Below are 26,555 nucleotides of genomic sequence, written 5' to 3'. Positions count from 1 at the left end.
CGTGAGTAGAGGAAGCACCGTGATCCCGGTTTCGTACGCACAGCAGCGTCTCTGGCTGATCGACCAGATCGAGGGGCCGACCGCGCTGTACAACCTTCCGTTCGCCCTGCGCCTGCGCGGCGAGCTCGACACCGCCGCGCTGCGCGCCGCGACGGTGGACGTGGTCGCCCGGCACGAGGCCCTGCGTACGGTGTTCCCGGTGGCCGGGGGAGTCCCGGTGCAGCAGATCCTGCCGGCCGAGGAGGCGCAGCCGCGCTTCCTGGTCGTGGACTGCGCACCGGACGACTACCCCGCCCGCCGGGACGCGGCCGCCGCCGAGACCTTCGAGCTGAGCCGCGAACTGCCCATCCGGGTCACGGTGTTCACCCTCGCTCCGACCGAGCACGTGCTGCTCGTCGTCCTGCACCACATCGCCGGCGACGGCTGGTCGCTCGGCCCGCTGCTGCGCGACCTCGCCACCGCCTACCGGGCCCGGCTCGTCGGCCGCGCCCCCCACTGGGAGCCGCTGCCCGTCCAGTACGCCGACTACGCGCTCTGGCAGCGCGACCTGCTCGGCGACGAGCGCGACCCCGAGAGCCTGCTCGCCCGCCAACTCGACCACTGGCGAACCGCGCTGGCCGGCCTCCCGGAGGAACTGGAGCTGCCGACGGACCGCCCCCGGCCGCCCGCCCCCACCGGCGCCGCCGACTCCGTCGACCTCACCTGGGGCGCCGACCTGCACAGCGCCCTGCTCGACCTCGCCCGCGCGCACCGCACCACCCTGTTCACCGTCCTCCAGGCCGGCCTGGCCGCACTGTTCACCAGGCTCGGCGCCGGCACCGACGTCCCGCTCGGCACCGGCCTCGCCGGCCGCGCCGACGAGGCCCTGGACGACCTGGTCGGCTTCTTCGTCAACTCCCTCGTGCTGCGCGCCGACACGTCCGGCGACCCGAGCTTCGCCGAGCTGCTCGGCCGCGTCCGGGAGGCCCAGCTCGACGCCTTCGCCCACCAGGACATCCCCTTCGAGCGCCTCGTCGAGGAGCTCAACCCGACCCGCGCCCTCGGCCGCCACCCGCTGTTCCAGACCCTGCTGGTGCTCCAGAACCACGGACAGGACGCCGAACTCGACCTGCCCGGGCTGGAGTCCGCACCCGAACCGATCGGCCTGCGGGTCGCCAAGTTCGACCTCAACATCGGCATCGCCGAACGCCACGGCCCCGACGGCGCCCCCGCCGGGCTCACCGGCTCGATCGAGTACGCCGCCGACCTCTACGACCACACCACCGTCGCCGCCCTGGCCGACCGGCTCGGCCTGCTGCTGACCGGTGCCGCCGCCGACCCGCACGCCCCCATCGCCACCCTCGACGTCCTCGCCCCCGAGGAGCGCACCCGCATCCTCACCGAGTGGAACGCCACCGGCGCCCCGGGCCGGCCCGGGACCCTCGCCGAGTCCTTCGAGCGCCAGGCCGACCGCACCCCGCACGCCACCGCCCTCGCCCACGACGGCGGCACCCTCGGCTACGCCGAACTCGACGCCCGGGCCAACCGCCTCGCCCACCACCTGATCGCCCTCGGCGTCGGCACCGAGACCCCCGTCGCGATGCTGATGGAGCGCTCCGTCGACGTCGTCGTCGCCACCCTGGCGATCCTCAAGGCCGGCGGCTGCTACGTGCCCATGCACCCCGGCCTGCCGCCCGAGCGGATGACCGACGTGCTCGCCGACACCGGCGCCCCCGTGCTGCTCACCGACCGCGCCGACCCGGGCTTCCCGCACCGGGCCGTGGTGGTCCGCCCCGGCGACGAGGCGGCCGCCCCCGCCCACCGCCCCGGCGTGCCCGTCCACCCGGACCAGCTCGCCTACGCGATGTACACCTCCGGCTCCACCGGCCGCCCCAAGGGCGTCGCCGTCCGCCACCGCGACGTCCTCGACCTCGCCGCCGACCGGCGCTGGCAGGACGGCCGGCACGAGCGGGTCCTGCTGCACTCCCCGCACGCCTTCGACGCCGCCACCTACGAGATCTGGACGCCCCTGCTGGCCGGCGGCACCGTCGTGGTGGCCCCGCCCGGCGCCCTCGACGCCACCTCCCTGCACGCCGTCACCACCCGCCACGACGTCACCGCCGTCTTCCTCACCAAAGCCCTGTTCGACCTCGTCGCCGAGCAGGCCCCGCAGACCTTCGCCGCCCTGCGGGTCGTCTGCACCGGCGGCGAGGCCGCCTCCGGCACCCTGATGCGGCGCGTCCTGGACGCCTGCCCCGACCTGCTGCTCGCCCACGTCTACGGGCCCACCGAGACCACCACCTTCGCGACCCACCACCCGCTCGTCCACGCCGACCTCGACGGCCCCCGGGTGCCGATCGGCGGCCCGCTCGACGCCATGCGCAGCTACGTCCTCGACGCCCGGCTGTGCCCCGTCCCGCCCGGCGTCCCGGGAGAGCTGTACATCGCCGGTGCCGGGCTGGCCCGGGGCTACCTGAACCGTCCGGGCCTGACCGCCGAGCGGTTCGTCGCCTGCCCGTACGCGCCCGGGGAGAGGATGTACCGCACCGGCGACCTGGTGCGGCTGCGCGCCGACGGCGCCGTGGAGTTCCTCGGCCGGATCGACGGCCAGGTCAAGCTGCGCGGCTTCCGGATCGAACTCGGCGAGATCGAGGCGGCGCTCTCCCGCCACCCCGCCGTGCGCCAGGTCATCGTGATCGCCCGTGAGGACCGCCCCGGCGACACCCGGCTGGTCGCCTACTGCACCGCCGACGCCTCGCTCACCCCGGCCGAGCTGCGCACCTTCGCCGGCACCACGCTGCCCGGCTACATGGTCCCCGCCGCCGTCGTCCTGCTCGACGCGCTGCCGCTCAACGCCAACGGCAAGGTCGACCGCCGGGCCCTGCCCGCCCCGGACGTCGCTGCCGACGGCACCGGCCGCGAGCCCCGCGACGAGCGCGAACGGGCTCTGTGCGAGCTCTTCGGCGACCTGCTCGGCATCGACGACATCACCATCGACGACGACTTCTTCGCCCTCGGCGGCCACTCGCTGCTCGCCACCCGCCTCACCGGGCGGGCCCGCGCCGAACTCGGCATCGAACTCGCCATCGGCGACCTCTTCCAGGCCCCCACCGTCGCCGGGCTCACCGACCGGCTCGCCGACCGCGCGGCCGACGTGCCCGCCCCGGCCCGCCCGGCGCTGCGGCCCGGCCCCCGGCCCGACCGGGTGCGGCTCTCCTTCGCCCAGCGCCGCCTCTGGTTCCTCGCCCAGGCCGAGGGCCCCGCCGCCACCTACAACGTGACCCTCGCCCTGAGGCTGCGCGGCCCGCTCGACCCCGCCGCCCTGGCCGACGCCCTCGGCGACACCGTCCGGCGGCACGAGGCCCTGCGCACCGTCTTCGCCGTCCACGACGGCACCCCCCACCAGCACATCCTCGGCGGGCCGACCGCCCCGCTGCTCACCACCACCGACCGGCCGGTGGACGAACTCGCCCGCCACACCTTCGACCTGGCCGCCGACCTGCCCCTGCACGCCTACCTGCGGCCCGAGGGCCCGGACGAGCACGTCCTGGTCCTCGTCCTGCACCACATCGCCGGGGACGGCGCCTCGCTGGGCCCGCTCTACCGCGACCTCACCGACGCCTACCGGGCCCGGCTCGCCGGCCGCGCCCCCGACGGCGAGCCGCTGCCCGTCCAGTACGCCGACTACGCGCTCTGGCAGCACGCCCTGCTCGGCGACGAGGACGACCCGCAGAGCCTGGCCGCCCGCCAACTCGCCTACTGGCGGGACGCGCTGGCCGACCTGCCGGAGGAGCTGCCGCTGCCCGTGGACCGCCCCCGGCCGCCGGTCGCCACCCACCGCGGCGCCGTCGTCCCGCTGGAACTCGACGCCGAACTGCACGCCCGCCTCGGCGAGCTCGCCGCCCAGCACGGCGCGACCCTGTTCATGGTCCTCCAGGCCGCCTACGCCACCCTGCTGCACCGCTTCGGCGCCGGTACCGACCTGCCGATCGGCACTCCGGTCGCCGGCCGCCTCGACGAGGCCGTCACCGACCTGGTCGGCTACTTCGCCAACACCCTGGTGCTGCGCACCGACCTCTCCGGCCGGCCGGGCTTCGCCGAACTGCTGCGCCGCGTCCGGGACACCGACCTCGCGGCGTACGAGCACCAGGACACGCCGTTCGAGCGCCTCGTCGAGGAGCTCAACCCGGTCCGCTCGCTGGCCCGGCACCCGCTGTTCCAGGTGATGCTGACCTTCGCCACCGCCGCCGAGGCCGGACCGTCCTTCCCCGGTGTGGCGGCGGCGGAGGAGCCCGTCGACTACGGCACCGCCAAGTTCGACCTCAAGCTGTCGCTGACCGAGCGCCACCGCGCGGACGGGACCCCGGGCGGGCTCGCGGGCGGGCTGGAGTACGCCACCGACCTGTTCGACCGGGAGACGGCGGAACGGCTGGGCGCCGCGCTGGTCCTGATCCTGCGGCAGGCCGCCGCCGACCCGGACCTGGCCGTCACCGCCGCCGAGGTCCTGCCCGAGGCCGAGCGGGCCGCGCTGACGGCCGGCCCCGCGTCGGCCGGGGAACCGCCGCTGCTCCCGGCCGTGTTCGAGGCCCGGGCCGCGGCCACCCCGGAGGCGGTGGCGCTGGTCCACGCGGGCACCGCGCTGACCTTCGCGGAGCTGAACGCGCGGGCCAACCGGCTGGCGCACCGGCTGATCGCCGCCGGGGTGGCCCCCGGATCGGTGGTGGCCCTCGCCCTGCCGCGCTCGGCGGAGACGGTGGTCGGGCTGCTGGCGGTGCTCAAGGCCGGCGGCGCCTACCTGCCGCTGGACGCCGAGTACCCGGCGGAGCGGACGGCGCACATGCTCGCGGACGCCGCGCCCGCCCTGGTGCTGACCGACGCCCGCTGGCCGCTGCCCGAACTGCTGGCCGCCCTGCCCGTCCTGGACGTCACGGACGAGCCCGGCCCGGCCCAGGACCCGAGGCCCCGCCTGCACGCGGCGGACGCCGCGTACGTGATCCACACCTCCGGCTCGACCGGCCGCCCCAAGGGCGTGCTGGTGCCGCACCGCAGCCTCGCGGCCCTGCTGGCCGGCCACCGGGCCACGATGATCGCGGACGCCGAGGCGGCGCACGGCCGGCTGCGGGCCGCGCTGACCGCGTCGCTCTGCTTCGACGCCTCGCTGGAGGTCGTGCTCTGGATGGTCGCCGGGCACGAGCTGCACCTGATCGGCGACGAGGTCCGCCGGGACGCCGCCCTGCTGGTCCGCCACGTGCGCGAGACCGGGATCGACACGCTGCACGTCACCCCCTCGTACGCCGAGCAACTGGTCGAGGAGGGCCTGCTGGAGGAGCCCGCGCCGAAGCTGCTGCTGCTCGGCGGGGAGGCCATCGGCCAGGGCCTGTGGAGCAGGCTGTGCGCGTCCCCGCTGACCGCCGGCCACACCATGTACGGCCCCACCGAGTCCACCGTGCACGCCCTCACCCGGCCGCTCGACGGCACCCAGCGGCCGGTGCTCGGCCGGACGGTCGCCGGGACCGCCGGGTACGTGCTGGACGAGTACCTGAACCCGGTGCCGGTCGGCGTCCCCGGGGAGCTGTACCTGGCCGGGGCCGGGCTGGCCCGGGGCTACCTGAACCGGCCGGGGCTGACCGCCGAGCGTTTCGTCGCCAGCCCGTTCGCCGAGGGTACGAGGATGTACCGCACCGGGGACCTGGTCCGCCGCACCCGCGACGGCGAGCTGGAGTACCTCGGCCGCACCGACCACCAGGTCAAGGTTCGCGGCTTCCGGATCGAACTCGGCGAGATCGAGAGCGTCCTGGCCGCGCACCCGCAGGTGCACCGGGCCGCCGTCCTGCCCGACGACAGCGGCCTGCGCCTGGTCGCCTACGTGGTCGCCGACGGCCCCCTCGACCCGGCCGGACTGCGCGCCTTCGCCGCGGAGACACTGCCCGGCTACATGCTCCCGGCCGCCATCGTGCCGCTGCCCGCCCTGCCGCTGAACGCCAACGGCAAACTGGACCGTGCCGCGCTCCCGGCCCCGGACTTCGCCGCCCTCGCCGGCGGCCGGGCCGCCCGCACCCCGCAGGAGGAGATCCTCTGCGGCCTGCTCGCCGAGGTGCTCGGCCTGGACGCGGTCGGCGCCGACGACGACTTCTTCGCCCTCGGCGGGCACTCGCTGCTCGCCACCCGGCTGCTGAGCCGGGTCCGGGGCGCGCTGGGTGCGGAGTTGGGTATCCGGGACGTCTTCGAGGCGCCGACCGCGGCCGGGCTCGCCGGCCGCCTTGACGCGGGCTGCGACCGGCTCGCGCTGAGCGCCCGGGCCGAGCGGCCCGAGCGGGTGCCGCTGTCCTTCGCGCAGCAGCGGCTCTGGCTCATCGACCGGATGGAGGGCCCGAGCGCCCTCTACAACTCGCCGCTGGCCCTGCGGTTGGCCGGGGAGCTGGACGCCGCGGCCCTGGAGCTCGCCCTCGGCGACCTGGTGGCCCGGCACGAGAGCCTGCGCACGGTGATCGTCGAGACCGACGGCGAGCCCCACCAGCTGATCCGCCCGGCCGACGCGGCGGCGGTGCCCTTCGACGTCCGGGACTGCCCGGCCGACGAGGTCGCCGAGGCCGTCGACGCGGCCTCTCGCCGGGCCTTCGACCTGGCCACCGAACTCCCGCTCCGGGCCGTCCTGCTGCGCACCGCCGACCAGGACCACGTGCTGGTCCTGGTACTGCACCACATCGCGAGCGACGGCTGGTCGACGGGCCCGCTGCTGCGCGATCTCGCCGAGGCCTACGAGGCCCGGGCGGCGGGCACCGCGCCCGATCGGGCGCCGCTGCCGGTGCAGTACGCGGACTACGCGCTCTGGCAGCAAGAGCTGCTCGGCGAGGAGGTCGATCCGGAGAGCCTGGCCGCCCGCCAACTCGCCTACTGGCGGGACGCGCTGGCCGACCTCCCGGAGGAGCTGACGCTGCCGGCGGACCGCCCCCGGGGCGCCGTCGCCAGCCACCACGGTGACCGGGTGTCGCAACTCCTGGGTGCCGAACTCCACCGCGAACTGGTCGCGTTGGCGCGCTCGCAGCGGGTGACGGTGTTCATGGCCCTCCAGGCCGCCCTCGCCGCCCTGCTCACCCGGCTCGGCGCGGGCACCGACGTGCCGATCGGTTCGGTGGTGGCCGGGCGGTCCGACGAGGCGCTGGACGACCTGGTCGGCTTCTTCGTCAACACCCTGGTGCTGCGCACCGACACCTCGGGCGATCCGAGCTTCACCGAACTGCTGGCCCGCGTCCGGGAGACCGACCTCGGTGCCTACGCGCACCAGGACGTGCCGTTCGAGCGGCTGGTGGAGGAGCTGAACCCGGCCCGCTCGCTGGCCCGCCACCCGCTCTTCCAGGTCATGCTGGTGCTCCAGAACAACGAGCAGGCCGACGCGTCGCCCACCGGCCTGTGGGGCGAGGCGCTGCCGGCGGCCACCGGAGTCGCCAAGTTCGACCTCAACCTGATCGCCCAGGAGTCCTTCGACCCGGAGGGCGAACCCGCCGGGATCGACTGCGCGCTCGACTTCGCGACGGACCTCTTCGACCGGGAGACGGCCGAGACGGTCGTCCGCCACTTCGCGCGGCTGCTGACGGCGGCCGTCCAGCGGCCGGACACCCGGATCGGGCTGCTCCCGTTGATCACCCCGGTCGAGCGGGCCGAACTGCTGGGCGGGGTGGTGCCGTTGGCGGCGGAGGTGCCGTTGGTTCCGGCCGTGTTCGAGGCTCAGGCCGTGGCGACTCCGGAGGCGGTGGCGCTGGTCCACGGGGGCGTCGCGTTGACCTTCGCGGAGCTGGACGCGCGGGCGAACCGGCTGGCGCACCGGCTGATCGCCGCCGGGGTGGTCCCCGGGTCGGTGGTGGCGTTGGCGCTGCCGCGTTCGGTGGAGTCGGTGGTGGGGCTGCTGGCGGTGTTGAAGGCCGGTGGCGTCTACCTGCCGCTGGACCCGTCGTACCCGGCGGAGCGGACGGCGTACACGCTGGAGGATGCGGCGCCGGTGCTGGTGCTGAGTGACGGGCGCTGGCCGTTGCCGGAGGTGCTGGCGGGGCTGTCCGTTCTGGATGTCACGGATGTGCCCGGTCCGGAGGGGAGTCCGAGCCGTCGGCTGGGCGCGGCGGATGCGGCGTACGTGATCTACACGTCGGGCTCCACCGGTCGCCCCAAGGGCGTGGTGGTGTCGCACGGGAGCCTCGCGGCGCTGCTGGCGGGCCACCGGATGGAGCTGATGGCGGGTGAGGAGCGGCGGAGGGTCGCGTTGACGGCCTCGCTGTGCTTCGACGCTTCGTGGGACGGCGTGCTGTGGATGGTCGCCGGGCACGAGCTGCACCTGATCGGCGACGAGGTCCGCCGGGACGCCGCCCTGCTGGTCCGCCACGTGCGCGAGGCCGGAATCGGCGTCCTGGAGGTCACCCCTTCGTACGCCGAACAGCTCCTGGCAGAAGGACTGTTGGAAGCACCGGCGCCGGGCCTCCTGCTGCTGGGCGGTGAGGCCGTGGGCCAGGCGCTGTGGACGCGGTTGCGGGAGGCGCCGGGGACCCGGGCGTACAACCTGTACGGTCCGACGGAGTGCACCGTGGACGCGCTGGTGCAGCCGCTCGACGGCGCGGACCGGCCGGTGCTCGGCCGGACGGTCGCGGGGACCGCCGGGTACGTGCTGGACGAGCACCTGAACCCGGTGCCGGCGGGTGTTCCGGGGGAGTTGTACCTCGCCGGGGCCGGTCTGGCCCGGGGCTACCTGGGTCGCGCGGCGCTCACGGCGGAGCGTTTCGTCGCCAGCCCGTTCGCCGAGGGTACGAGGATGTACCGCACCGGGGACCTGGTCCGTCGTACCCGCGACGGTGGGATCGAGTACCTGGGCCGCACCGACGACCAGGTGAAGATCCGTGGCTTCCGGATCGAACTCGGCGAGATCGAGCAGGCGTTGACCCGCCACCCCGCCGTCCGCCAGACCGTGGTGACCGTTCGGGAGAGCAGCGAAGGAGACCGCCGGCTGGTCGCCTACTGCGCGGTGGACGGCGCCGCCGCCCCCGAACTCGCCCACGCGCTGCGCCGGTTCGCCGGCGAGTCGCTGCCCGGCTACATGGTGCCCGCCGCCGTGGTGCCGCTCGACGCCCTGCCGCTGACCGGCAGCGGCAAGGTCGACCGCCGTGCTCTGCCCGCCCCGGACTTCGCCGCCCTGGCGGCGGCCGGCGGCCGGACGGCCCGTAGCCCGCAGGAGGAGATCCTGTGCGGCCTGCTCGCCGAGGTGCTCGGCCTGGACGCGGTCGGCGCCGACGACGACTTCTTCGCGCTGGGCGGGCACTCGCTGCTCGCCACCCGGCTGCTGAGCCGGGTCCGGTCCGTGCTGGGTGTGGAGTTGGGTATCCGGGACGTCTTCGAGGCGCCGACCGCGGCCGGGCTCGCCGGCCGCCTCGACGCGGGCTGCGACCGGCTCGCGCTGAGCGCCCGGGCCGAGCGGCCCGAGCGGGTGCCGCTGTCCTTCGCGCAGCAGCGGCTCTGGCTGATCGACCGGATGGAGGGCCCGAGCGCCCTCTACAACCTGCCGCTCGTGCTCCGCGTGACGGGCGAGCTGGACGCCGCGGCCCTGGTGCTCGCCCTCGGCGACCTGGTGGCCCGGCACGAGAGCCTGCGCACGGTGATCGAGGAGGAGGACGGAACCCCGTACCAGCGGATCCGACCGGCCGAGGCGGCCCGCGTCCCCGTCGAGCCGCTGCCCGGCGGCACCGCGCCGGAGGCCTGCACCTCGCGCCCGTTCGACCTCGCCGCCGAACTGCCGATCCGGGCCCACCTGATCCCGGCCGGCCGGGACGAGCACCTGCTCGTCCTGGTGCTGCACCACATCGCCGGTGACGGCTGGTCGATGGGCCCGCTGCTGCGCGATCTCGCCGTGGCCTACGCGGCGCGGGTGGCGGGCGCCGCGCCCGAGCAGGCGCCGCTGCGGGTGCAGTACGCGGACTACGCGCTCTGGCAGCGTGAGCTGCTCGGCGAAGGCGAGGGCGAAGGCGAAGGCCAGGCCCAGGGCTGCCTCCTCAGTCGCCAACTCGCCTACTGGCGGGACGCGCTGGCCGACCTCCCGGAGGAGCTGGCGCTCCCGGCGGACCGCCCCCGGGGCGCCGTCGCCAGCCACCGCGGCGACCGGATCGTCCATCCGCTGGGCGCCGAACTCCACCGCGACCTGGTGACGTTGGCGCGCTCGCAGCGGGTGACGATGTTCATGACCGTCCAGGCCGCCCTCGCCGCCCTGCTCACCCGGCTCGGCGCGGGCACCGACGTGCCGATCGGTTCGGTGGTGGCCGGGCGGTCCGACGAGGCGCTGGACGACCTGGTCGGCTTCTTCGTCAACACCCTGGTGCTGCGCACCGACACCTCGGGAGATCCGAGCTTCACCGAACTGCTGGCCCGCGTCCGGGAGACCCAACTCGACGCGCACGCACACCAGGACGTGCCGTTCGAGCGGCTGGTGGAGGAGCTGAACCCGGCCCGCTCGCTGGCCCGGCACCCGCTCTTCCAGGTCATGCTGGTGATGCAGGGCGACGGCGACGCGGCGCCGCTCGACGCGGCCGGTCTGGACGTCTCCGTCGAGCCGTCCGGTGGCGCGGTCGCCAAGTTCGACCTGAGCGTCGGCATCGGCGAGTCCTTCGACGCGGACGGCGCCCCGGCCGGCCTGGAGTGCGTGATCGACTTCGCCACCGACCTCTTCGACCGGGAGACGGCCGAGGCGATCGCCCTCCGGCTCGGCCGGCTGCTGGCGGCCGTGGCGGCCGAGCCGGACCAGCCGATCGGTCGGGCGGAGCTGCTGTCCCCGGTCGAGCGGGTCGAACTGCTGGGCGGGGTGGTGCCGTTGGCGGTGGAGGTGCCGTTGGTTCCGGCTGTGTTCGAGGCTCAGGCCGTGGCGACTCCGGAGGTGGTGGCGCTGGTCCACGGGGGCGTTGCGTTGACCTTCGCGGAGCTGGACGCGCGGGCGAACCGGTTGGCGCACCGGCTGATCGCCGCCGGGGTGGTCCCCGGGTCGGTGGTGGCGTTGGCGCTGCCGCGTTCGGTGGAGTCGGTGGTGGGGCTGCTGGCGGTGTTGAAGGCCGGTGGTGTCTACCTGCCGCTGGACCCGTCGTATCCGGCGGAGCGGACGGCGTACACGCTGGAGGATGCGGCGCCGGTGCTGGTGCTGAGTGACGGGCGTTGGCCGTTGCCGGAGGTGCTGGCGGGGTTGTCCGTTCTGGATGTCACGGATGTGCCCGGTCCGGGCGGGAGTCCGAGCCGTCGGCTGGGCGCGGCGGATGCGGCGTACGTGATCTACACGTCGGGTTCGACCGGTCGCCCCAAGGGGGTGGTGGTGTCGCATGGGAGTCTCGCGGCGCTGCTGGCGGGCCACCGGATGGAGCTGATGGCGGGTGAGGAGCGGCGGAGGGTCGCGTTGACGGCCTCGCTGTGCTTCGACGCTTCGTGGGACGGCGTGCTGTGGATGGTCGCCGGGCACGAGCTGCACCTGATCGGCGACGACCTGCGCCTCGACGCAGCCGCCCTGGTCCGCCACGTCGGCACGCACGGCCTCGACGTGGTGAACTCGACCCCGTCCTTCGCGGCCCAACTGGTCGAGGAGGGACTGCTCGACGCCCCCGCCCCGAAGCTCGTGCTGCTGGGCGGTGAGGCCGTCGGTCAGGCGCTGTGGACGCGGTTGCGGGAGGCGCCGGGGACTCGGGCGTACAACCTGTACGGTCCGACGGAGTGCACCGTGGACGCGCTGGTGCAGCCGCTCGACGGCGCGGACCGGCCGGTGCTCGGCCGGACGGTCGCCGGGACTGCCGGGTACGTGCTGGACGAGCACCTGAATCCGGTGCCGGCCGGTGTTCCGGGGGAGTTGTACCTGGCGGGGGCCGGTCTGGCCCGGGGCTACCTGGGCCGCGCGGCGCTCACGGCGGAGCGTTTCGTCGCCAGCCCGTTCGCCGAGGGTACGAGGATGTACCGTACCGGGGACCTGGTCCGCCGCACCTGCGGCGGCGAGCTGGAATACCTGGGCCGCACCGACGACCAGGTGAAGATCCGCGGCTTCCGGATCGAACTCGGCGAGATCGAGCAGGCGTTGACCCGCCACCCGGAGGTCGCCGCAGCCGTCGTCCGACCGGACGACAGCGGCACCCGGCTGGTCGCCTACCTGGTCACCGACCGTCCGCTCGACCCGGCCGGGCTGCGGGCCTTCACCGCCGAGTCCCTGCCCGCCCACATGGTGCCCGCCGCCTTCGTCGCGTTGCCCGCCCTGCCGCTGACCGGCAGCGGCAAGGTCGACCACCGCGCTCTGCCCGCACCGGACTTCGCCGCCCTGCCGGCCGGCCGCCCGGCCCGCACCCCGCGGGAGCGCCTGCTGTGCACGCTGTTCGCCGAGACCCTCGGCCTGGAGCGGGTCGGCATCGACGACGGCTTCTTCGACCTCGGCGGACACTCCCTGCTCGCCATGAAGCTGCTCTCCCGGATCCGCACCGCCCTCGGCGTCGACCTCGGCATGCGGGCGCTGTTCGAGGCGCCGACCGTGGCCGGGCTCGACCGCCGGCTTGACCAGGGCCCGGCGGCCGACGCCCTGGACGTCCTGCTGCCGCTGCGCACCGGCGGCGACCGGGCCCCGCTGTTCTGCGTCCACCCGGCGGCCGGCATCAGCTGGGTCTACTCCGGGCTGCTGCGCCACCTCGACCCCGAGCTGCCGATGTACGGCCTCCAGGCCCGTGGCCTGCGCGGCGGGGCGCCGGCGAGCGTCGCCGAGATCGCCGAGGACTACGTGCGGCAGATCCGCGCGGTGCACCCGTCCGGCCCGTACCACCTGCTGGGCTGGTCCTTCGGCGCGGTGGTCGCCCAGGAGATGGCGGTCCGGCTGCGGGCCGAGGGCGCGCCGGTCGGCCTGCTGGCCCTGTTGGACGGCGCCCCGGCGGTTCGCACGGACGCCGCCCCGCCCACCACCGAACCGGCCGACACGCTGGCCGAGTTGCTGCGCTCGCTGGGCTACGACCCGGCGGACGGCAGCGGCCAGGCCGACCTGGCGGCCGTGCTCGGCGAGGCCGCGGACGTCCTGCCCGAGGTGTTCGACCGGCACCGCAAGCTGATGGCCGAGCACCTGCCCGAGCAGTACCGGGGCGACGCCGTGTTCTTCGGCGCCACTCTCGACAAGCCCGCCGACTGGCCGTACGAGCAGGCTTGGCGGCCCTACCTGGACGGCCGGATCGAGAGCCACCGCCTGGCCTGCGGGCACGGCGACCTGACCCGTCCGGAGTCCCTCGCACGGATCGCCGCCGTGCTCGCCGAGAAGCTTGGAGTGTGATCCACGATGACCACCACCGTCCCCGCACCCGCCGCACCGCCGACCGGACCGCCCCGCGGCCGGTGGGGCCTGTGGGCCCACGGCGACTTCCGCCGGCTCTGGATCGGTGAGACCTCCAGCGGTCTCGGCACGGCCGTCGGGAGCGTGGCACTGGCCCTGGTCGCCGTCGTCACGCTGGACGCCGGCCCGCTCGCGGTCGGTGTGCTGAACGCCGCCGCCTGGCTGCCCTGGTTGTTCCTCGGCCTGCCGGCCGGCGCCTGGGTGGACCGCTGGCCGCGGCTGCGGGTGATGCTGGTCTGCGACCTGCTGCTGCTCCTGCTGTTCGCGAGCGTCCCGGTGGCCGGCTGGCTGGGCGTGCTCGGCATGCCGCAGCTGGTGGTGGTGGCCCTGCTCACCGGAGCCGTGAAGGTGTTCTTCTCCACCGCCTACGGGGCCGTGCTGCCGACCCTGGTCGGCAAGGAGGACCTGCTGGAGGGCAACGTCAAGCTGCGTTCCGGCGCCTCCGCGGCCGACATCGCGGGGCCGGGCGTGGCCGGTCTGCTGGCGCAGGCGTTCGGCGCGGCCAGCGGGCTGCTCGCGGACTCCGTCAGCTACGTGGTCTCCGCGATCTGCGTCAGCCGGATCCGGACGGTCGAGCAGCCGCCGCCGCGGTCCGCGCGGCGCGGCCTCCTGCGGGAGATCGGCGACGGGGTGCGCTTCCTGGTGCACGACCCGTACCTGCGGACGCTGGCGCTGTTCGGCGCCGTCGGCAACCTGGGGCTGAACGGCATCCAGGCGGTGCAGACGGTGTTCCTGATCCGGTCGGTCGGCGTCGAACCGGGCGCGGTGGGCATGGTGTTCGCGGTGGTCAGCGTCGGCGGTCTGGCCGGGGCGACGCTGGCCCGGCGGATCGCCCGCCGGCTCGGCAGCGCGCGCGGACTGCTGCTCTGCGAGCTGGTGGTGGCGCCGTTCATCCTCCTGTTGCCGCTCGCGGGGGAGCGGCTGCCGCTGGCGGTGTGCGCGCTCGCCTGGGCCGTCGCGGTGGGCGGGGTGATCGCCGGGAACGTGCTGGCGGGAAGCTTCAACCAGGCCTACTGCCCGCCGGAGATGATCGGCCGGATCCGGGCCAGCGCGGCGACCCTGAACTACGGTGCGATCCCCGTCGGCGCCCTGGCCGGCGGCTGGCTCGGCGAGGCGCTGGGCGCCCGCACCACCATCTGGATCATGGCGGGCGTGCTGCTCTCCGCCGGAGGGGTGCTGCTGGCGAGCCCGCTGCGGAGCCTGCGCGACTTCCCCGAGCGGCCCGAGTTGCCCGAGCTGCCCGAGCGCCCCGGGCGTCCCGTCTCCTGACCGGACCGCCGCAGCACCCGAACCGCCAGCCCTGCCCGTACCTGACCTGACCTGACCTGCCTGACCTTCCCTCCCGACCCATGGAGCCTCCCATGACCCGCACCGCCCGCCCGCGCCACTACCTGATGTGCCGTCCGACCCACTTCGAGGTCACCTACGCGATCAACCCGTGGATGGACCCGGCGAAGCCGGTCGACACCGACCTCGCCGTCGCCCAGTGGGAGCGGCTCCACGCCCTCTACGGCGAGCTCGGCCACCGGGTCGACCTGATCGACCCGCTGCCCGGCCTGCCCGACATGGTCTACGCCGCCAACGGCGCCACCGTGGTGGACGGCAAGGTGCTCGGCGCCCGCTTCCGCAACGCCGAGCGGGCCGCCGAGGGCCCGGCCTACCTGGAGTGGTTCCGCGCCCGGGGCTTCGAGACGCGCGATCCGGAGCACGTCAACGAGGGCGAGGGGGACCTGCTGCTGACCGCGAGCTCCGTGCTGGCCGGGCGGGGCTTCCGCAGCGTGGCCGACGGGCACGCGGAGGCCCAGGAGTTCTTCGGGCGCCCGGTGATCGGCCTGGAGCTGGTCGACCCGCGCTTCTACCACCTGGACACCGCGCTGGCCGTGCTGGACGGCGACGAGATCATGTACCACCCGGAGGCCTTCTCGGCCGGCAGCCGTGCCGTCCTGCGCCGGCTGTTCCCCGACGCCCTGCTGGTGGACGGCGCCGACGCGGCGGTGTTCGGCCTCAACGCCGTGAGCGACGGCCTGCACGTGGTGCTGCCGGAGGCGGCCGTCGGCCTGGCCGCGCGGCTGCGGGAGCGCGGGTTCCGGCCGATCGGGATGGACCTCAGCGAGCTGCTCAAGGGCGGTGGCAGCGTCAAGTGCTGCACCCTGGAGATCCGCGCGGCGGCCTGAACGACGGCCTCGACGGGAGGCCGTGATCAGTGGTGCTCGGCTGTAGATCCGCCGTTGAACGCTCCCGGCCAGACTGGTGGCACACCACGACGGAAGCCCTTCCCACCGGGGAAGCGAGCCAAGGGAGCACCAGAGATGACGCAGCGTCCGGCCACCGCCCCCACCCGCCTCCGGCTGTTCACGGTCGGTCTCGGGGTGGTCGTCGCCCTGGGCGCCGGCCTCTCCGCCACGGCCGCCGTGGCGGAGACGGCCGGCACCGGGACGGCGACGGTGGTGAGCGGCGACGCGACGCCGACGCCCACCCCCGCCCAGCCCAGCCCCACCGGCACCGTCCACGGCAGCACCGGCGACTGGAACAGCACCGGCTCCTGACCGCACCAGTTCCTGACCGCACTGGCTCCTGACCGCACCGGAAAGCGGCAGGATCGATTCTTCAGTGACCGGTCATCAGCTCGTCAGCGGCCCGGCCCGCAGCTCGTCACCGGAGCGCCCGACGCCCCCCGGCCACCGCCCCGACGCCCGTCCGGGACGGACGGAGCCGACGACGTCGACGGAGCCGAAGAAGCCGAAGCAGCCGTAGCGGCCGAAGCGTTCGGACCCTCCCCCCGGGGCAGCAGCCCCGCCACCTCCTCCGCCTCCGGCAGCCCCAGCCGGACGAAGATCCGATGCGCCTCCCGCAGCCGGCCCCACGCCTCGGCCTCTCGCCCGAGGTCCGCCAGCGTTCGGCCCAGCACCACCAGCGCCTGGCCCTGGTCCCGCTCGGCCCCCAGCTCCTCGCACAGCGTCAGCGCCTGCCCGGCGTGCTCCAGCGCCTCGTCCGTCCGACCCAGCGAGCGCAGACTGTCCGCCATCCGGTAGCGGGCGTGCGCGGCCCGGGCCCGCAGCCCGGCCGCCGAGGCCACCGCCAGGCACTCGCCGAACCAGGTGACGGCCTCCTCGTGCCGCCCCAGCCCGTGCAGCGCCAGCCCCAGCACGTACAGCGTGTACGCCCGGCCGGGATCGTCGTGCCGGGTCCGCAGCTCGGCCAGCGCCTCGTGGCAGATCGGCACGGCCTCGGCGGCCCGCCCGCTGCGCACCCGGGCCAACGCGGCGTTCACCGTCGTCACCAGCGCCCCGGAGCGGTGGCCGAGTTCGCGGGCCAGCAGCAGCGCCTCGTCGTAGTGCCCGACGGCCTCGTCGTAGCGGCTGAGGAACTGGCAGACCAGGCCGAGGTCGTTCAGCGCCTGGCGCAGGATCACCGTGTCGCCCGCCGAGCGGGAGGCGGCCACCGCCAGCCGGGAGGCCGCCTCGGCCTCCTCCAACCGGGTGGCGGCCAGGGCGACGTTGCCGCGGAGGAAGTGCGCCCGACCAGCTGCCCGGTGGTCGGCGTGGTGGTTCGCGGCGGCGGCCAGGGCCTCCGCCGTACTGGCGAGCTGGCGGCTGGGCGGGGCGAGGACGAACGGCGTCAGCGCGATCAGCAGGTCGATCGCGGCGCGCAACGGGTCCGGTGCCGCGCCGTCGGCCGGGGCCGGCGCGGCGTCGTCCGCGACGGTCCAGCACGCCACCTGGGCGGCGAGCGCGATCGCCCCGGAACCCTCCGCCTCGGCCCAGGCCCGGGCGCCGTCCGGGCCGCCGAGGTCCACGCCCGCGCTGCGGGCCGGCCCGAGCGCACCGGCGGCCGGATCTCCCGGGACGGCGTGCTGGAAGGCCGCGCACGCGGTGGCCAGCAGGTGGTCCAGCAGCCGGTCACGGGCCTCCACGGCCGCGCCCGGGTGGTCCGGGCGCCGCCGGGCGAAGGCGCGCAGCAGGTCGTGGTAGCGGTAGCGGCCGGGGAACGGCGACTCCATCATCGCCACGTCCACCAGAGACTCCAGCAGGTCCTCGGCGTCGTACTCGTCCAGGTCCAGCAGGGCGGCCGCGGCGGGCAGCCCGATGTCCGGGCCGTCCACCGAGGCGGCCAGCCGGAACGCCCGGGCCTGGGCGGGCGTCAACTGGCGGTAGCTCAGTTCGAAGGCGGCCTCCACCGCCAGGTCGCCGATGCGCAGCTCGTCGATCCGCCGCCGTTCGACCGCCAGCCGGCGGCCCAGCGTCTGGACCGTCCAGCTCGGCCGGGCGGCCAGCCGGGCCGCCACGATCCGCACCGCGAGCGGCAGGTGGCCGCAGACGAGCAGCAGCTCCCGGGCGGCCTCCGGCTCGGCGGCCAGCCGCTCGCCGCCGATCGTGCGGCCCAGCAGTTCGAGCGCCTCCGCCGGCTCGAACACGCCGAGGTCGGCCTGGACGGACGCGGGCAGGCCCGAGAGCCGGGTACGGCTGGTGGTGAGTACGGCGCAGCCGACCGCGCCCGGCAGCAGCGGTCTGATCTGCGCGGTGTCGTGGACGTTGTCGAGCACCAGCAGCAGCCGCCGGCCGTCGACCACCGAGCGGAACAGCGCCGAGCGGGCGTCCAGCCCCTCGGGCACCCCGTCGGCCGGCACGCCGAGCGCCACCAGGAAGCTGCTGAGCACCGCCTCCGGGTCGGCCGGCGTGGTGTCGGCGCCCCGCAGGTCGACGTAGAGCTGCCCGTCGGGGTAGGCGTCGCGGGCCCGGTGGGCGACGTGCAGGGCCAGCGCGGTCTTGCCGACCCCTCCCATGCCGACCACGGTCGCGATCACCAGCGCCTGCTGGTCCGGGGCGCCGAGGGCCTCGCCCAGCCGCTCGACCAGGACGGTGCGGCCGGTGAAGTCCGCCGCGTCGGGCGGCAGCTGGGCCGGTCTGGGCGACGCCGTGGTGGTGCCGGCGGGCGCGGCGGGCGCACCCGCCGCCGCGGGGCCGTCCGGCGGATCCTGCGCCTCGGGCCCGGGCCCGGCCGGCTTCACCGGGCTGGAAAGCAGCGCCACGGGCGGCGCCGGGGCGGCGAGCGACAGGTCGCCCTCCAGGATCCGCCGGTGCAGCTGGTCCAGGTCGGCCCCGGGCTCCACCCCCAGCTCGTCCAGGAACAACTGACGCACGCCCCGGTACACCGCCAGCGCGTCCGCCTGCCGCCCGGCCTGGTACAGCGCGCGCATCAGCAGCCCGTACGCCCGCTCGTGCAGCGGGTGCTCGGTGGTCAGCGCGGTCAGCTCCGGGATGCACCGGGAGAAGCGGCCCAGCGTCAGATCCAGGGCGATCCGTTCCTCCAGCAGGGTCAGCCGGAGCTCCTGCAACCGCTGGCGCTGCCGCTGCGCGAACGGGCCGGGGATGCCGGCCAGCGGCTCGCCCTGCCACAGCTCCAGCGCCTGGTTCAGCAGGTCACGCGCCTGCTGCGGCTGTCCGGCGGCCGCCGTGCGCTCGGCCTGCGCCGCCAGTTCCTCCCCTTGCGCCGCGTCCACGGAGTGCTTGGGCAGCACCAGCCGGTAGCCGTCCCCGACCGAGGTCAGCACGGTCGGCGCGTCCGGCTCGTCGCCGTGCAGGATCTTGCGCCACCGCCAGGCGTACGTCCGCACCGTCGTCACCGCGGTGCTCGGCGGCTCCTCACCCCACAGGGCGTCGATCAGGTCCGTGGCGCTCGCGCCGTGCCCCGGCCGGAGCAGCAGCACCGCCAGCATCGCCTGCTGCTGGGGACTGCCGACCTTCAGCACGGTCGTGCCGCGCTGCGCTCTCATCAACCCCAGCACCGAGAACCGGAAATCACCCATTCGTGCACCTGCCCGCTTCATGTGCCCGCCCCCGCCCACGCACGCGTCTGCCCCCCGATTGATGAGTCACTATCAACCCACGCCAGCCGGTGGGCTGTCGAGGGATCGTCGACCCCGTAGTGATCCGGTGTTGATCGCCCACCGTCACAATCACTGGTGTGGCCCCAGCCGTCGGCCCGGTACGACCCGCCGGGCCCGCCACACCCCCCGGGTGTCGCCGCCCGGGCGACCACCACGTCTCTCGGAGGCCGACGCCAGTGAACACCGACCTGCTCTACCGGTTGCTCGACGTCGACCCGGTCGCCGGACCGGTCGAACTGCTCCACCGCGCCCGCGGCGCCCGCGACCTCCCCTACCTGGTGCTCGCCGCGCTCGTCCGGGAGGACGTCCGGATGGGCGAGCACGCCCGCGCCGAACTTCAGCGCGCCCGCGACCGGGCCGACTGTTACGCCCGGATCGCCCGCGACCTCGCCGACGCCACCGGGGTGCGCCCGATCCGCGACCTCCCGCTGGCCGGCTACTACCCGTCCGACCTGCCCCGGCCGCTGGGCGAGCTCACCCTCGTCAGCCCCACCGAGGCCGCGCTCTGGCAGGCCGTCAGCCGGCTGGTCACCGAACACCCGGTGGAGTCCGTGGAGGTCACCCTGATCGGCGAGCGCCCCCGGCACACCTCCGTCACCCTGCGCTGGCCGGCCGAGGACCCGCTGCTCGACCCGTGGTACCAGATCCGGCTCGGCACCGCCGCGCTCACCGGCGACCTCGCCACCGTCCCGGTCCGGCCCTACCTGGCGGCCGACGACCACGTCGAGTGCCTGATCGCCCTCGCGGAGGAGGGACTCGGCCGCGCCTTCCGGGCGGGTGACGTGATCGACGTGGCCCGCCTGGGCCGGCAGTCCTTCGAGCCCGTCGAGACCGCCGCCGTGGTCGCCGCCTACCGGCTCGCCCCGGAGGCCGTCGCGCTGCTCGACCTCGCCGCCGAACACGTGCCGCTGGGCTCCCTGGGGGGCGTGCGTACCGTCCTGGAGGCCGAGGTCGCCCCCGAACTCCGCCGCCGCGAATCCCTCGCCCGCCCGCTCCGGCCGCGGCACGGCACCCTGCTGCGCCGCACCGTCATCCGGCACCAGTGGGACGAGGCCCGCCTCCTCCCGGCCGGACCCGCCACCCTGCTGCTCACCCCGGTCGCCGACTTCCTGCTCGCCCCGGAGGGCGTCCGCCCGACGGCCCCCGCCCGCGCCGCCGCCCTCACGGCCCTGCGGGCCTGGGACACCACCGCCCCCGACACCCCGGACGGCGCCCCCTGCGCCCGCCTGCCGGAGTCGAAACACGGCTGAACACGCCCGATCCCCGGGCCGCCCTCTTGGACGACGGGTCAGTTCCTCGGTACGAGGGTGTTCTCGTTGGTGCGTCCGGCGGCGTAGTCGTCGATGTTGCGGGCGGTGGCGTCGATGATCTGGCCGACGGCGGTGTGGGTGAAGTAGGCCTGGTGGCTGGTGACGAGGACCTGGGGGAAGGTGACGAGGCGGGCGAGGACGTCGTCGGTGATGCCTTCGATGGAGCGGTCGGTGAAGAAGACGCCGGTTTCCTCCTCGTAGACGTCGAGGCCGACGCCGGACAGGCGCCCGGCGCGCAGGGTCTCGACGAGGGCGGCGCTGTCGATGAGGCCGCCGCGGCTGGAGTTGACGAGGATGGCGTCGTCCTTCATCCGCGCCAGCGCTGCGGCGTCGATCAGGTGGTGGGTGGCGGGGAGCAGGGGGACGTGGAGGCTGATGAGGTCGGCGCGGGTGAGGAGTTCGGGCAGTTCGGTGTAGGTCATGCCGAGGTCGAGGCAGGCCGGGTTCCGGGCGATGTCCCAGCCGAGCAGTTCGGTGCCGAAGCCGGCCGCGATGCGGGTGAAGCACTCGCCGATCTTGCCGGTGCCGATGACGCCGACCGTCATCCCGTGGACGTCCCGGCCGAGGAGGCCGTCGAGGCGGAAGTCGAACTCGCGGCTGCGTCCAGCGGCCCGGACGATCCGGCGGTTGACGGCCAGGGCCAGCGTCCAGGCGTGTTCGGCGACGGCGTAGGGGCTGTAGTAGGAGACCCGGGCGACGGTGAGGCCGAGGTCGGCGGCGGCGTCGAGGTCGATGTTGTTGAAGCCGGTGGAGCGTTGGGCGATCAGCTTGGTGCCGCCGGCGGCGAGGACGGTGAGGGTCTCGGCGTCGAGGACGGCGTTGACGCTGCTGCTGACGGCCGGGTAGCCGGCGGCGAGTGGGGCGGTGTCGCGGTTGAGGAACATGCTCAGGCAGCGCAGCCCGTGCCGGCCGGCGAAGGCCTGTTCCAGCAGCGGCCGTTCGTCGGCCTGCACCCCGTACGCGAGGATCTCCATCGGTTGCCCTTCCGCGAGTGGTCCGCTCCACCGGCCACGCTAGCGGGGCCGTCGCAGGGGCGCCCGTCGGACGCACGAGGGCCCGGACCGGTAGCGGTCCGGGCCCTCGACGGGGTGGGGGAGGTCAGATGACCGTCTCCGCCTCCAGGTAGCGCTCCTGCGGGACGGTCTTCAGCTCGGCGACGGCCTCGGCGATCGGCACCAGGTTGATGTCGGTGCCCTGCAGCGCGGTGATGTGCCCGAACGCGCCCTTGTGGACGGCCTCGACGGCGTGCCAGCCGAAGCGGGTGGCGAGCACCCGGTCGTACGCGGTCGGGGTGCCGCCGCGCTGGGTGTGGCCGAGGATCACCGGGCGGGCCTCCTTGCCGAGCCGGTGCTCCAGCTCGCGGGAGAGCTGGGTGGCGATGCCGGTGAACCGCTCGTGGCCGTAGATGTCCTTGGTGCCCTCTTCCCAGTGCATGGTGCCGGGCTCGGGCTTGGCGCCCTCGGCGCAGACCACGATGGCGAACTTCTTCTGCCGGTCGAAGCGTTCGCGGACGACGGCGGTCAGCTTGTCGATGTGGAACGGACGCTCCGGGACGACGATGGCGTGCGCGCCGGCCGCCATGCCCGCGTTGAGCGCGATCCAGCCGGTGTGCCGGCCCATGACCTCGACGACCATGACCCGCTGGTGGGATTCGGCGGTGGTCTTCAGCCGGTCCAGCGCCTCGGTGGCGACCGAGACGGCGGTGTCGAAGCCGAAGGTGACGTCGGTGGAGGCGATGTCGTTGTCGATGGTCTTCGGGACCCCGACCACCGGCAGTCCGGCGTCGCTCATCAGCTTGGCGGCCTTCAGGGTGCCCTCGCCGCCGATCGGGATCACCGCGTCGATGCCGAGGTCCGCGCACAGTCGCTTGGCGCGCTCGACGCCGTCGCGCAGGTGGCTGGGCTGGACCCGGGACGAGCCGAGGATCGTGCCGCCCTGGGCCAGGATGCCGCTCACCGAGTCGAGGGTGAGCGGCCGGTGGACGCCCTCCAGGAGACCGCGCCAGCCGTCCTGGAAACCGATGATCTCGTCGCCGTGGTCGACCACCCCCCGGTGGACCACGGAACGGATCACCGCGTTCAGGCCGGGGCAGTCACCGCCGCTGGTCAGCACTCCGATACGCATTAGCTTTGCAACTCCCGAGCAGAACCGAGGAACGGCCGGACTACAGGCTGGGACGACGAGCCGTCACCGTAGCGGGGCGCTCCCACGCCGGAGTGGCGGGGAGGTGGCCGCGGGGTGAAGGACCGGCCGATCCGGACAGAACGCCCGAAAACGGCCGCGAAGTCGAGCATACGGCCCCTGGTCCGGCCGGGCAGGAGCCGACGCGGGAGCGGCGCCGTCGGCGCCCCCGCGCGGAAAGTGCAGCCTGCTGCCGAGGAGGGTGTGCAGTAGGCAGCCCCATTGTGGTACGTCCGGGGCCGCCCCTGAACCGGGTGACCGCATCGCGGGCACCCGGGCGTCGGGGCGGACGGACGTACTACGCGGGGCGCGTCGTGGCGGCGATGCGCTCGGCGCGCAGCGCGTCGTACCAGGTGGTGTCGGCCGGCGGCAGGGCGTTGACGTCCAGCGCCAGCTTGATCAGCATGTCGGCCACGGCGGGGTTGCGGGCCAGCACCGGGCCGTGCAGGTAGGTGCCGAACACGGTGTCCCGCCAGGCGCCCTCGGTGCCGTCGCCGGTGCCGTTGCCCCGGCCGGCGACCACGGTGGCCAGCGGCTGGACGCCCTGGCCGAGGTGGGTGACGCCCTGGTGGTTCTCGAAGCCGGTCAGCTGCGGCAGGCCGAGGCGCGGGTCGACGTCGGCGAGGACATCGCCGACGCAGCGGGCGCCGTCGCCGCGGGTGGTCCAGACGTCGAGCAGGCCGAGGCCCGGCTCGCGCTCGCCGAGGTCGTTGACGAACTCGTGGCCCATGATCTGGAAGCCCGCGCAGACGCCGAAGATGATCGCGCCGTTCTCGGAGGCCCGGATCAGGCCGCTGTCGTTGCGCAGCCGCTCGGCGGCGAGCCGCTGCGGACGGTCCTCGCCGCCGCCGATCAGGTAGATGTCGCCGCTGGTGGGGACCGCCTGGTCGGAGCGGACGTCGATCCGGGTCACGTTGAGATGGCGCTGGCGGGCCCGGCGCTCCACGACCAGGGCGTTGCCGCGGTCGCCGTAGGTGCTGAGCAGGTCCGGGTAGACCCAGACCACGCGCAGGCTGCTCTCACTCATCCTCGAAGGCCTTCCGTCACGATCAGATGGGGCTGCAGGCGCGGCATCAGCCGGCCACGACCTTCCGCAGCTGCTGGAAGGCGGTGTAGTTGGCGATGGCCTCGATCCGGCCGGGCGGGGCCATCCGGACGGCCTGCTCCAGCGTGTCCACCACGTGGAACTGCAGTCCGGCGACCTCCAGGCGGACGGCCAGGTCCAGCTTGCGCTGCCCCATCACGAACACCGGGTGCCCGGCGAGGCGCTCGTAGTCGACGTCCCACAGCCAGGAGGTGTCCGTGCCGTCGGCGTCGAGCGCGTTGACGGACAGGATCACCGGCGCGGGCGGGCCGTCGATCAGCGAGAACGTCTCCAGCCAGCCGGCCGGGTTCTTGGCCAGCAGCAGCCGGATGTCCCGGCCCTGGTACTGGACCACGTCGTAGCGGCCGGCCACGGCCGTGACCGAGCGCATCCGCTCCAGCGCGACCTGCGGGGAGACGCCGAACACGGCGGCGACGGCGGCCGAGCTGGTGGCGTTGGCCAGGTTGGCCCGGCCGGGCAGCTGGAGCTGGATCGGCCAGGCGCCGCGCTGCGGGTCGATCACGTGGGTGCCCTGGAGCGCCCAGTGCGGGTTGGGGCGCCGGAAGCCGCACTCCTGGCAGAACCAGTCGTCGCCGGGGCGCTGCATCACACCGCCGCAGGCGGGGCAGGACCAGGCGTCCTCCTTCCAGGCCTGCCCGGCGGCCACCCAGACCACCTTCTTGCAGGACGAGGCGGCCCAGGTCACCAGCGGGTCGTCGGCGTTGGCGATGACCACGGCCTCGGTGTCCTGAAGGCCCTCGCGCCACTTCTCGGCCATCATCCGGGTCTCGGCGGCGCGGTCGAGCTGGTCGCGGGAGAGGTTGAGCAGGGCGATCGCCTTGGGGCGGGTGTCGCGGGCGACGCCCGCCAGGTACTTCTCGTCGACCTCGATCACGCCGAAGCGGGCGTCCGAACCACCGGCCAGGGCGGAGGTGATGCCGGCCGGCATGTTGGCGCCCAGGGCGTTGGAGACCACCGGGCCGGCGGCGCGCAGCGCCTCGGCGATCAGGCGGGTCGTGGTGGTCTTGCCGTTGGTGGCGCTGACCAGGACGACGTCGAGGTGGTCGGCGAGGGTGGCGAGCAGGTCGGGGTCGAGCCTCAGGGCGACCTTGCCGCCGATCACCGAGCCGCTTCCGCGTCCGGCCTTGCGGGACACGGCGGCAGCGACCCGACCGGCCGTGACCGCGATCTTGGCGCGGGCCGGCAGCGAGGCGTCGCGTGCGCCTGTGGGCTCCGATTCGGTGCCTGCCATGCTCAGTGGTTCCTCCTTGCTGCGGCACCACCCGGGTCCGGATCAACGGGCCGTCGGGCGGCGGGGACGGGGCCAGCCTACCGACTCCGCCGCCCGGCTCGACGATCCGGACCCCAGGCAGCCTGCTGCGACACGGCCGGAGGCGCCGCCTCGGGCGTCCTGACGGATCGTCGGGGAAGACGGTGTACGGAGGGGGCCTTCGCCGCTTGGGACGCTCTCCGGGCTCTCGGGGTTCCCGGGTGAGGATGTGGTGAAGAAAAGATCAGCGGCCCGGGCGGGCGCAGGAGACCGGCTCGTCCGCGGCCAGCGTGGCGGTGATCACCAGGGTGCCGTCCTCGGCCCGGAAGTCCAGCGGCGCGGCCAGCCGGCGCATCGCGGTGATCAGCCCGGTGTTGGAGGCGTGGGTCACCGCGTACACGGTCGTGACACCGGCCGCCCGGGCCGCCGCCGACAGCTGCCGCAGCAGGGCCGGACCGAGTCCGCGCCGCTGCCAGGCGTCCTCGACCAGCACCGCCAGCTCCGCCTCGTCGTCGTCCCACATCAGGTGCCCGAGGGCGACGATCCGCCCGTCGGCGGCCGTCGCGGCGAGGCTGTGGCCGTGCCGGGCGTCCAGCAGGTGGTCCAGGTAGCGGCCGGCGTCGCGGACCGGCCCGTGGTAGCGCAGCCGCAGCGAGGCGGGGGAGCAGCGGAGGTGCATCGCCAGGGCCGCGGCCCGGTCGGCCGGTCCGGCGGGGCGCAGCGTCAGCGCCGTCCCGTCCGCCAGCGTCAGCCGGGACGGCGCCTCCCGGTCCGGGTCCGTCACGGCTCGCGGCCGGTCGACCGGGGGGTGCGGGCGGGCGGACCGCAACGGGCCCCCGGTGAGCGCGGGCAGCCGGGCGGCCTGGCCCTCGGGCGCCGCGCACCTGCGCTCGGACCTGCGGAAAGGCCGGTGCCAGAGCCGTTCGGGGCGAGTGCGTGATGCCGTCATGCCGCCGACGCTACCGACGCCGCGCTTCCGGCCGGTTACGTGATCGTGAACGCAGGAATGACCTGGGCGGTTCCGGAGCGTGACCATGTTTCGGGGGGCTCGGCCGGGCTCGGGCACCAGGGTGGCCGACGGGCCCGGGGCGATCGCCCGGCCCCGACCGGACCATTGACCTGGACACGCTCACGGATGGCGCAGAATCCGGGAACGGGTGAGCCCCTTCGGATAGGGATGGCTCGGCTTTTCGCCGATCCCACCTCCCCCGAAGGGGCTCACATGTCCTTCCCGTCGTCCTTCCTGAAGAAGTCCGCCCTCGTGCAGCGGTCCGTACTGGGCGTGGCGTGCTGCGCACTGCTGCTGGCCGCGCCGATCGCCCTCGCCCAGCCGGCCGCCGCCGCCGACGGGCCCAAGACGCCCCAGGAGGCTGCCGCCTGCAAGGCTGTCGTCTCCACGCTGCTCGGCGGCTTCGGGTCGATGCTCGCGAACTCGGCGTGCGTCGTCCAGCCGAGCGACAGCTGAGCGGCGACTGAGCGGCGGC

General features: G+C 74.8%; 12 protein-coding genes. 6 read left to right on the top strand and 6 right to left on the bottom strand.

All coding sequences use genetic code 11. The annotated features are described in order from the left end of the window. The first annotated feature begins 19 nt into the window (after positions 1-19). From AC07AL_RS28535 to AC07AL_RS28520, 4 genes are all read left to right on the top strand, one after another. Positions 20-13,279 carry a non-ribosomal peptide synthetase gene (locus AC07AL_RS28535; protein ID WP_478318706.1) on the top strand — a complete coding sequence of 4,420 codons (13,260 nt, stop codon included), beginning with the start codon at positions 20-22 and terminating at the stop codon, positions 13,277-13,279. Between the two features lie 6 nt (positions 13,280-13,285). Then, entirely contained in the window at positions 13,286-14,608 is a 1,323-nt protein-coding gene (locus tag AC07AL_RS28530) for an MFS transporter (protein WP_478318704.1), read from the top strand. Positions 14,609-14,700: 92 nt separating this feature from the next. Then, positions 14,701-15,513: a dimethylargininase gene (ddaH, locus tag AC07AL_RS28525; RefSeq protein ID WP_400985934.1), complete on the top strand. Its 813-nt coding sequence runs from the start codon at positions 14,701-14,703 to the stop codon at positions 15,511-15,513. Positions 15,514-15,648: 135 nt separating this feature from the next. Further along, positions 15,649-15,885 (top strand): hypothetical protein, encoded by a 237-nt coding sequence (locus tag AC07AL_RS28520; RefSeq protein ID WP_363621049.1) that lies wholly within the window; start codon positions 15,649-15,651, stop codon positions 15,883-15,885. A gap of 83 nt (positions 15,886-15,968) precedes the next feature. Here AC07AL_RS28520 and AC07AL_RS28515 read toward each other — a convergent pair whose 3' ends face one another. Continuing rightward, positions 15,969-19,145 (bottom strand): AfsR/SARP family transcriptional regulator, encoded by a 3,177-nt coding sequence (locus AC07AL_RS28515; RefSeq protein ID WP_478318702.1) that lies wholly within the window; start codon positions 19,143-19,145, stop codon positions 15,969-15,971. A 257-nt stretch (positions 19,146-19,402) separates the two neighbouring features. On the opposite strand from AC07AL_RS28515, the gene AC07AL_RS28510 reads away from it, so the two are divergent. After that, complete coding sequence (locus tag AC07AL_RS28510) at positions 19,403-20,476, top strand: hypothetical protein (protein WP_478318700.1); 1,074 nt, start codon at positions 19,403-19,405, stop codon at positions 20,474-20,476. A gap of 38 nt (positions 20,477-20,514) precedes the next feature. On the opposite strand, the gene AC07AL_RS28505 is transcribed toward AC07AL_RS28510, so the two are convergent. The 5 genes from AC07AL_RS28505 to AC07AL_RS28485 all read right to left on the bottom strand — a co-directional run bounded on the left by AC07AL_RS28505 (position 20,515) and on the right by AC07AL_RS28485 (position 26,020). After that, positions 20,515-21,510 (bottom strand): 2-hydroxyacid dehydrogenase, encoded by a 996-nt coding sequence (locus tag AC07AL_RS28505; RefSeq protein ID WP_478318698.1) that lies wholly within the window; start codon positions 21,508-21,510, stop codon positions 20,515-20,517. Positions 21,511-21,634: 124 nt separating this feature from the next. Next, positions 21,635-22,660: a 6-phosphofructokinase gene (locus AC07AL_RS28500; protein ID WP_350886672.1), complete on the bottom strand. Its 1,026-nt coding sequence runs from the start codon at positions 22,658-22,660 to the stop codon at positions 21,635-21,637. Positions 22,661-23,015: 355 nt separating this feature from the next. Beyond that, complete coding sequence (locus AC07AL_RS28495) at positions 23,016-23,744, bottom strand: type 1 glutamine amidotransferase (RefSeq protein ID WP_363589322.1); 729 nt, start codon at positions 23,742-23,744, stop codon at positions 23,016-23,018. 46 nt (positions 23,745-23,790) lie between these two features. Next, complete coding sequence (locus tag AC07AL_RS28490; protein WP_350886666.1) at positions 23,791-25,053, bottom strand: MurT ligase domain-containing protein; 1,263 nt, start codon at positions 25,051-25,053, stop codon at positions 23,791-23,793. Between the two features lie 262 nt (positions 25,054-25,315). After that, positions 25,316-26,020 carry a GNAT family N-acetyltransferase gene (locus AC07AL_RS28485; RefSeq protein WP_363589324.1) on the bottom strand — a complete coding sequence of 235 codons (705 nt, stop codon included), beginning with the start codon at positions 26,018-26,020 and terminating at the stop codon, positions 25,316-25,318. Positions 26,021-26,293: 273 nt separating this feature from the next. Between AC07AL_RS28485 and AC07AL_RS28480 the strand changes: the two genes are divergently transcribed. After that, positions 26,294-26,536, top strand: a complete 243-nt coding sequence (locus AC07AL_RS28480) for a hypothetical protein (RefSeq protein WP_363589325.1) — start codon at positions 26,294-26,296, stop codon at positions 26,534-26,536. Positions 26,537-26,555 lie beyond the last annotated feature (19 nt).

Source organism: Kitasatospora sp. NPDC043949 (assembly GCF_056435365.1).
Note: the sequence above shows the minus strand (reverse complement) of the source record. Positions and strands in the feature narration are given on the sequence as shown.

Coding starts and splice junctions, on each gene's coding strand:
- AC07AL_RS28530 (WP_478318704.1), top strand. CDS start 13,286: ATGACCACCACCGTCCCCGCACCCGCCGCACCGCCGACCGGACCGCCC.
- ddaH (WP_400985934.1), top strand. CDS start 14,701: ATGACCCGCACCGCCCGCCCGCGCCACTACCTGATGTGCCGTCCGACC.
- AC07AL_RS28520 (WP_363621049.1), top strand. CDS start 15,649: ATGACGCAGCGTCCGGCCACCGCCCCCACCCGCCTCCGGCTGTTCACG.
- AC07AL_RS28515 (WP_478318702.1), bottom strand. CDS start 19,145: ATGGGTGATTTCCGGTTCTCGGTGCTGGGGTTGATGAGAGCGCAGCGC.
- AC07AL_RS28505 (WP_478318698.1), bottom strand. CDS start 21,510: ATGGAGATCCTCGCGTACGGGGTGCAGGCCGACGAACGGCCGCTGCTG.
- AC07AL_RS28500 (WP_350886672.1), bottom strand. CDS start 22,660: ATGCGTATCGGAGTGCTGACCAGCGGCGGTGACTGCCCCGGCCTGAAC.
- AC07AL_RS28495 (WP_363589322.1), bottom strand. CDS start 23,744: ATGAGTGAGAGCAGCCTGCGCGTGGTCTGGGTCTACCCGGACCTGCTC.
- AC07AL_RS28490 (WP_350886666.1), bottom strand. CDS start 25,053: ATGGCAGGCACCGAATCGGAGCCCACAGGCGCACGCGACGCCTCGCTG.
- AC07AL_RS28485 (WP_363589324.1), bottom strand. CDS start 26,020: ATGACGGCATCACGCACTCGCCCCGAACGGCTCTGGCACCGGCCTTTC.
- AC07AL_RS28480 (WP_363589325.1), top strand. CDS start 26,294: ATGTCCTTCCCGTCGTCCTTCCTGAAGAAGTCCGCCCTCGTGCAGCGG.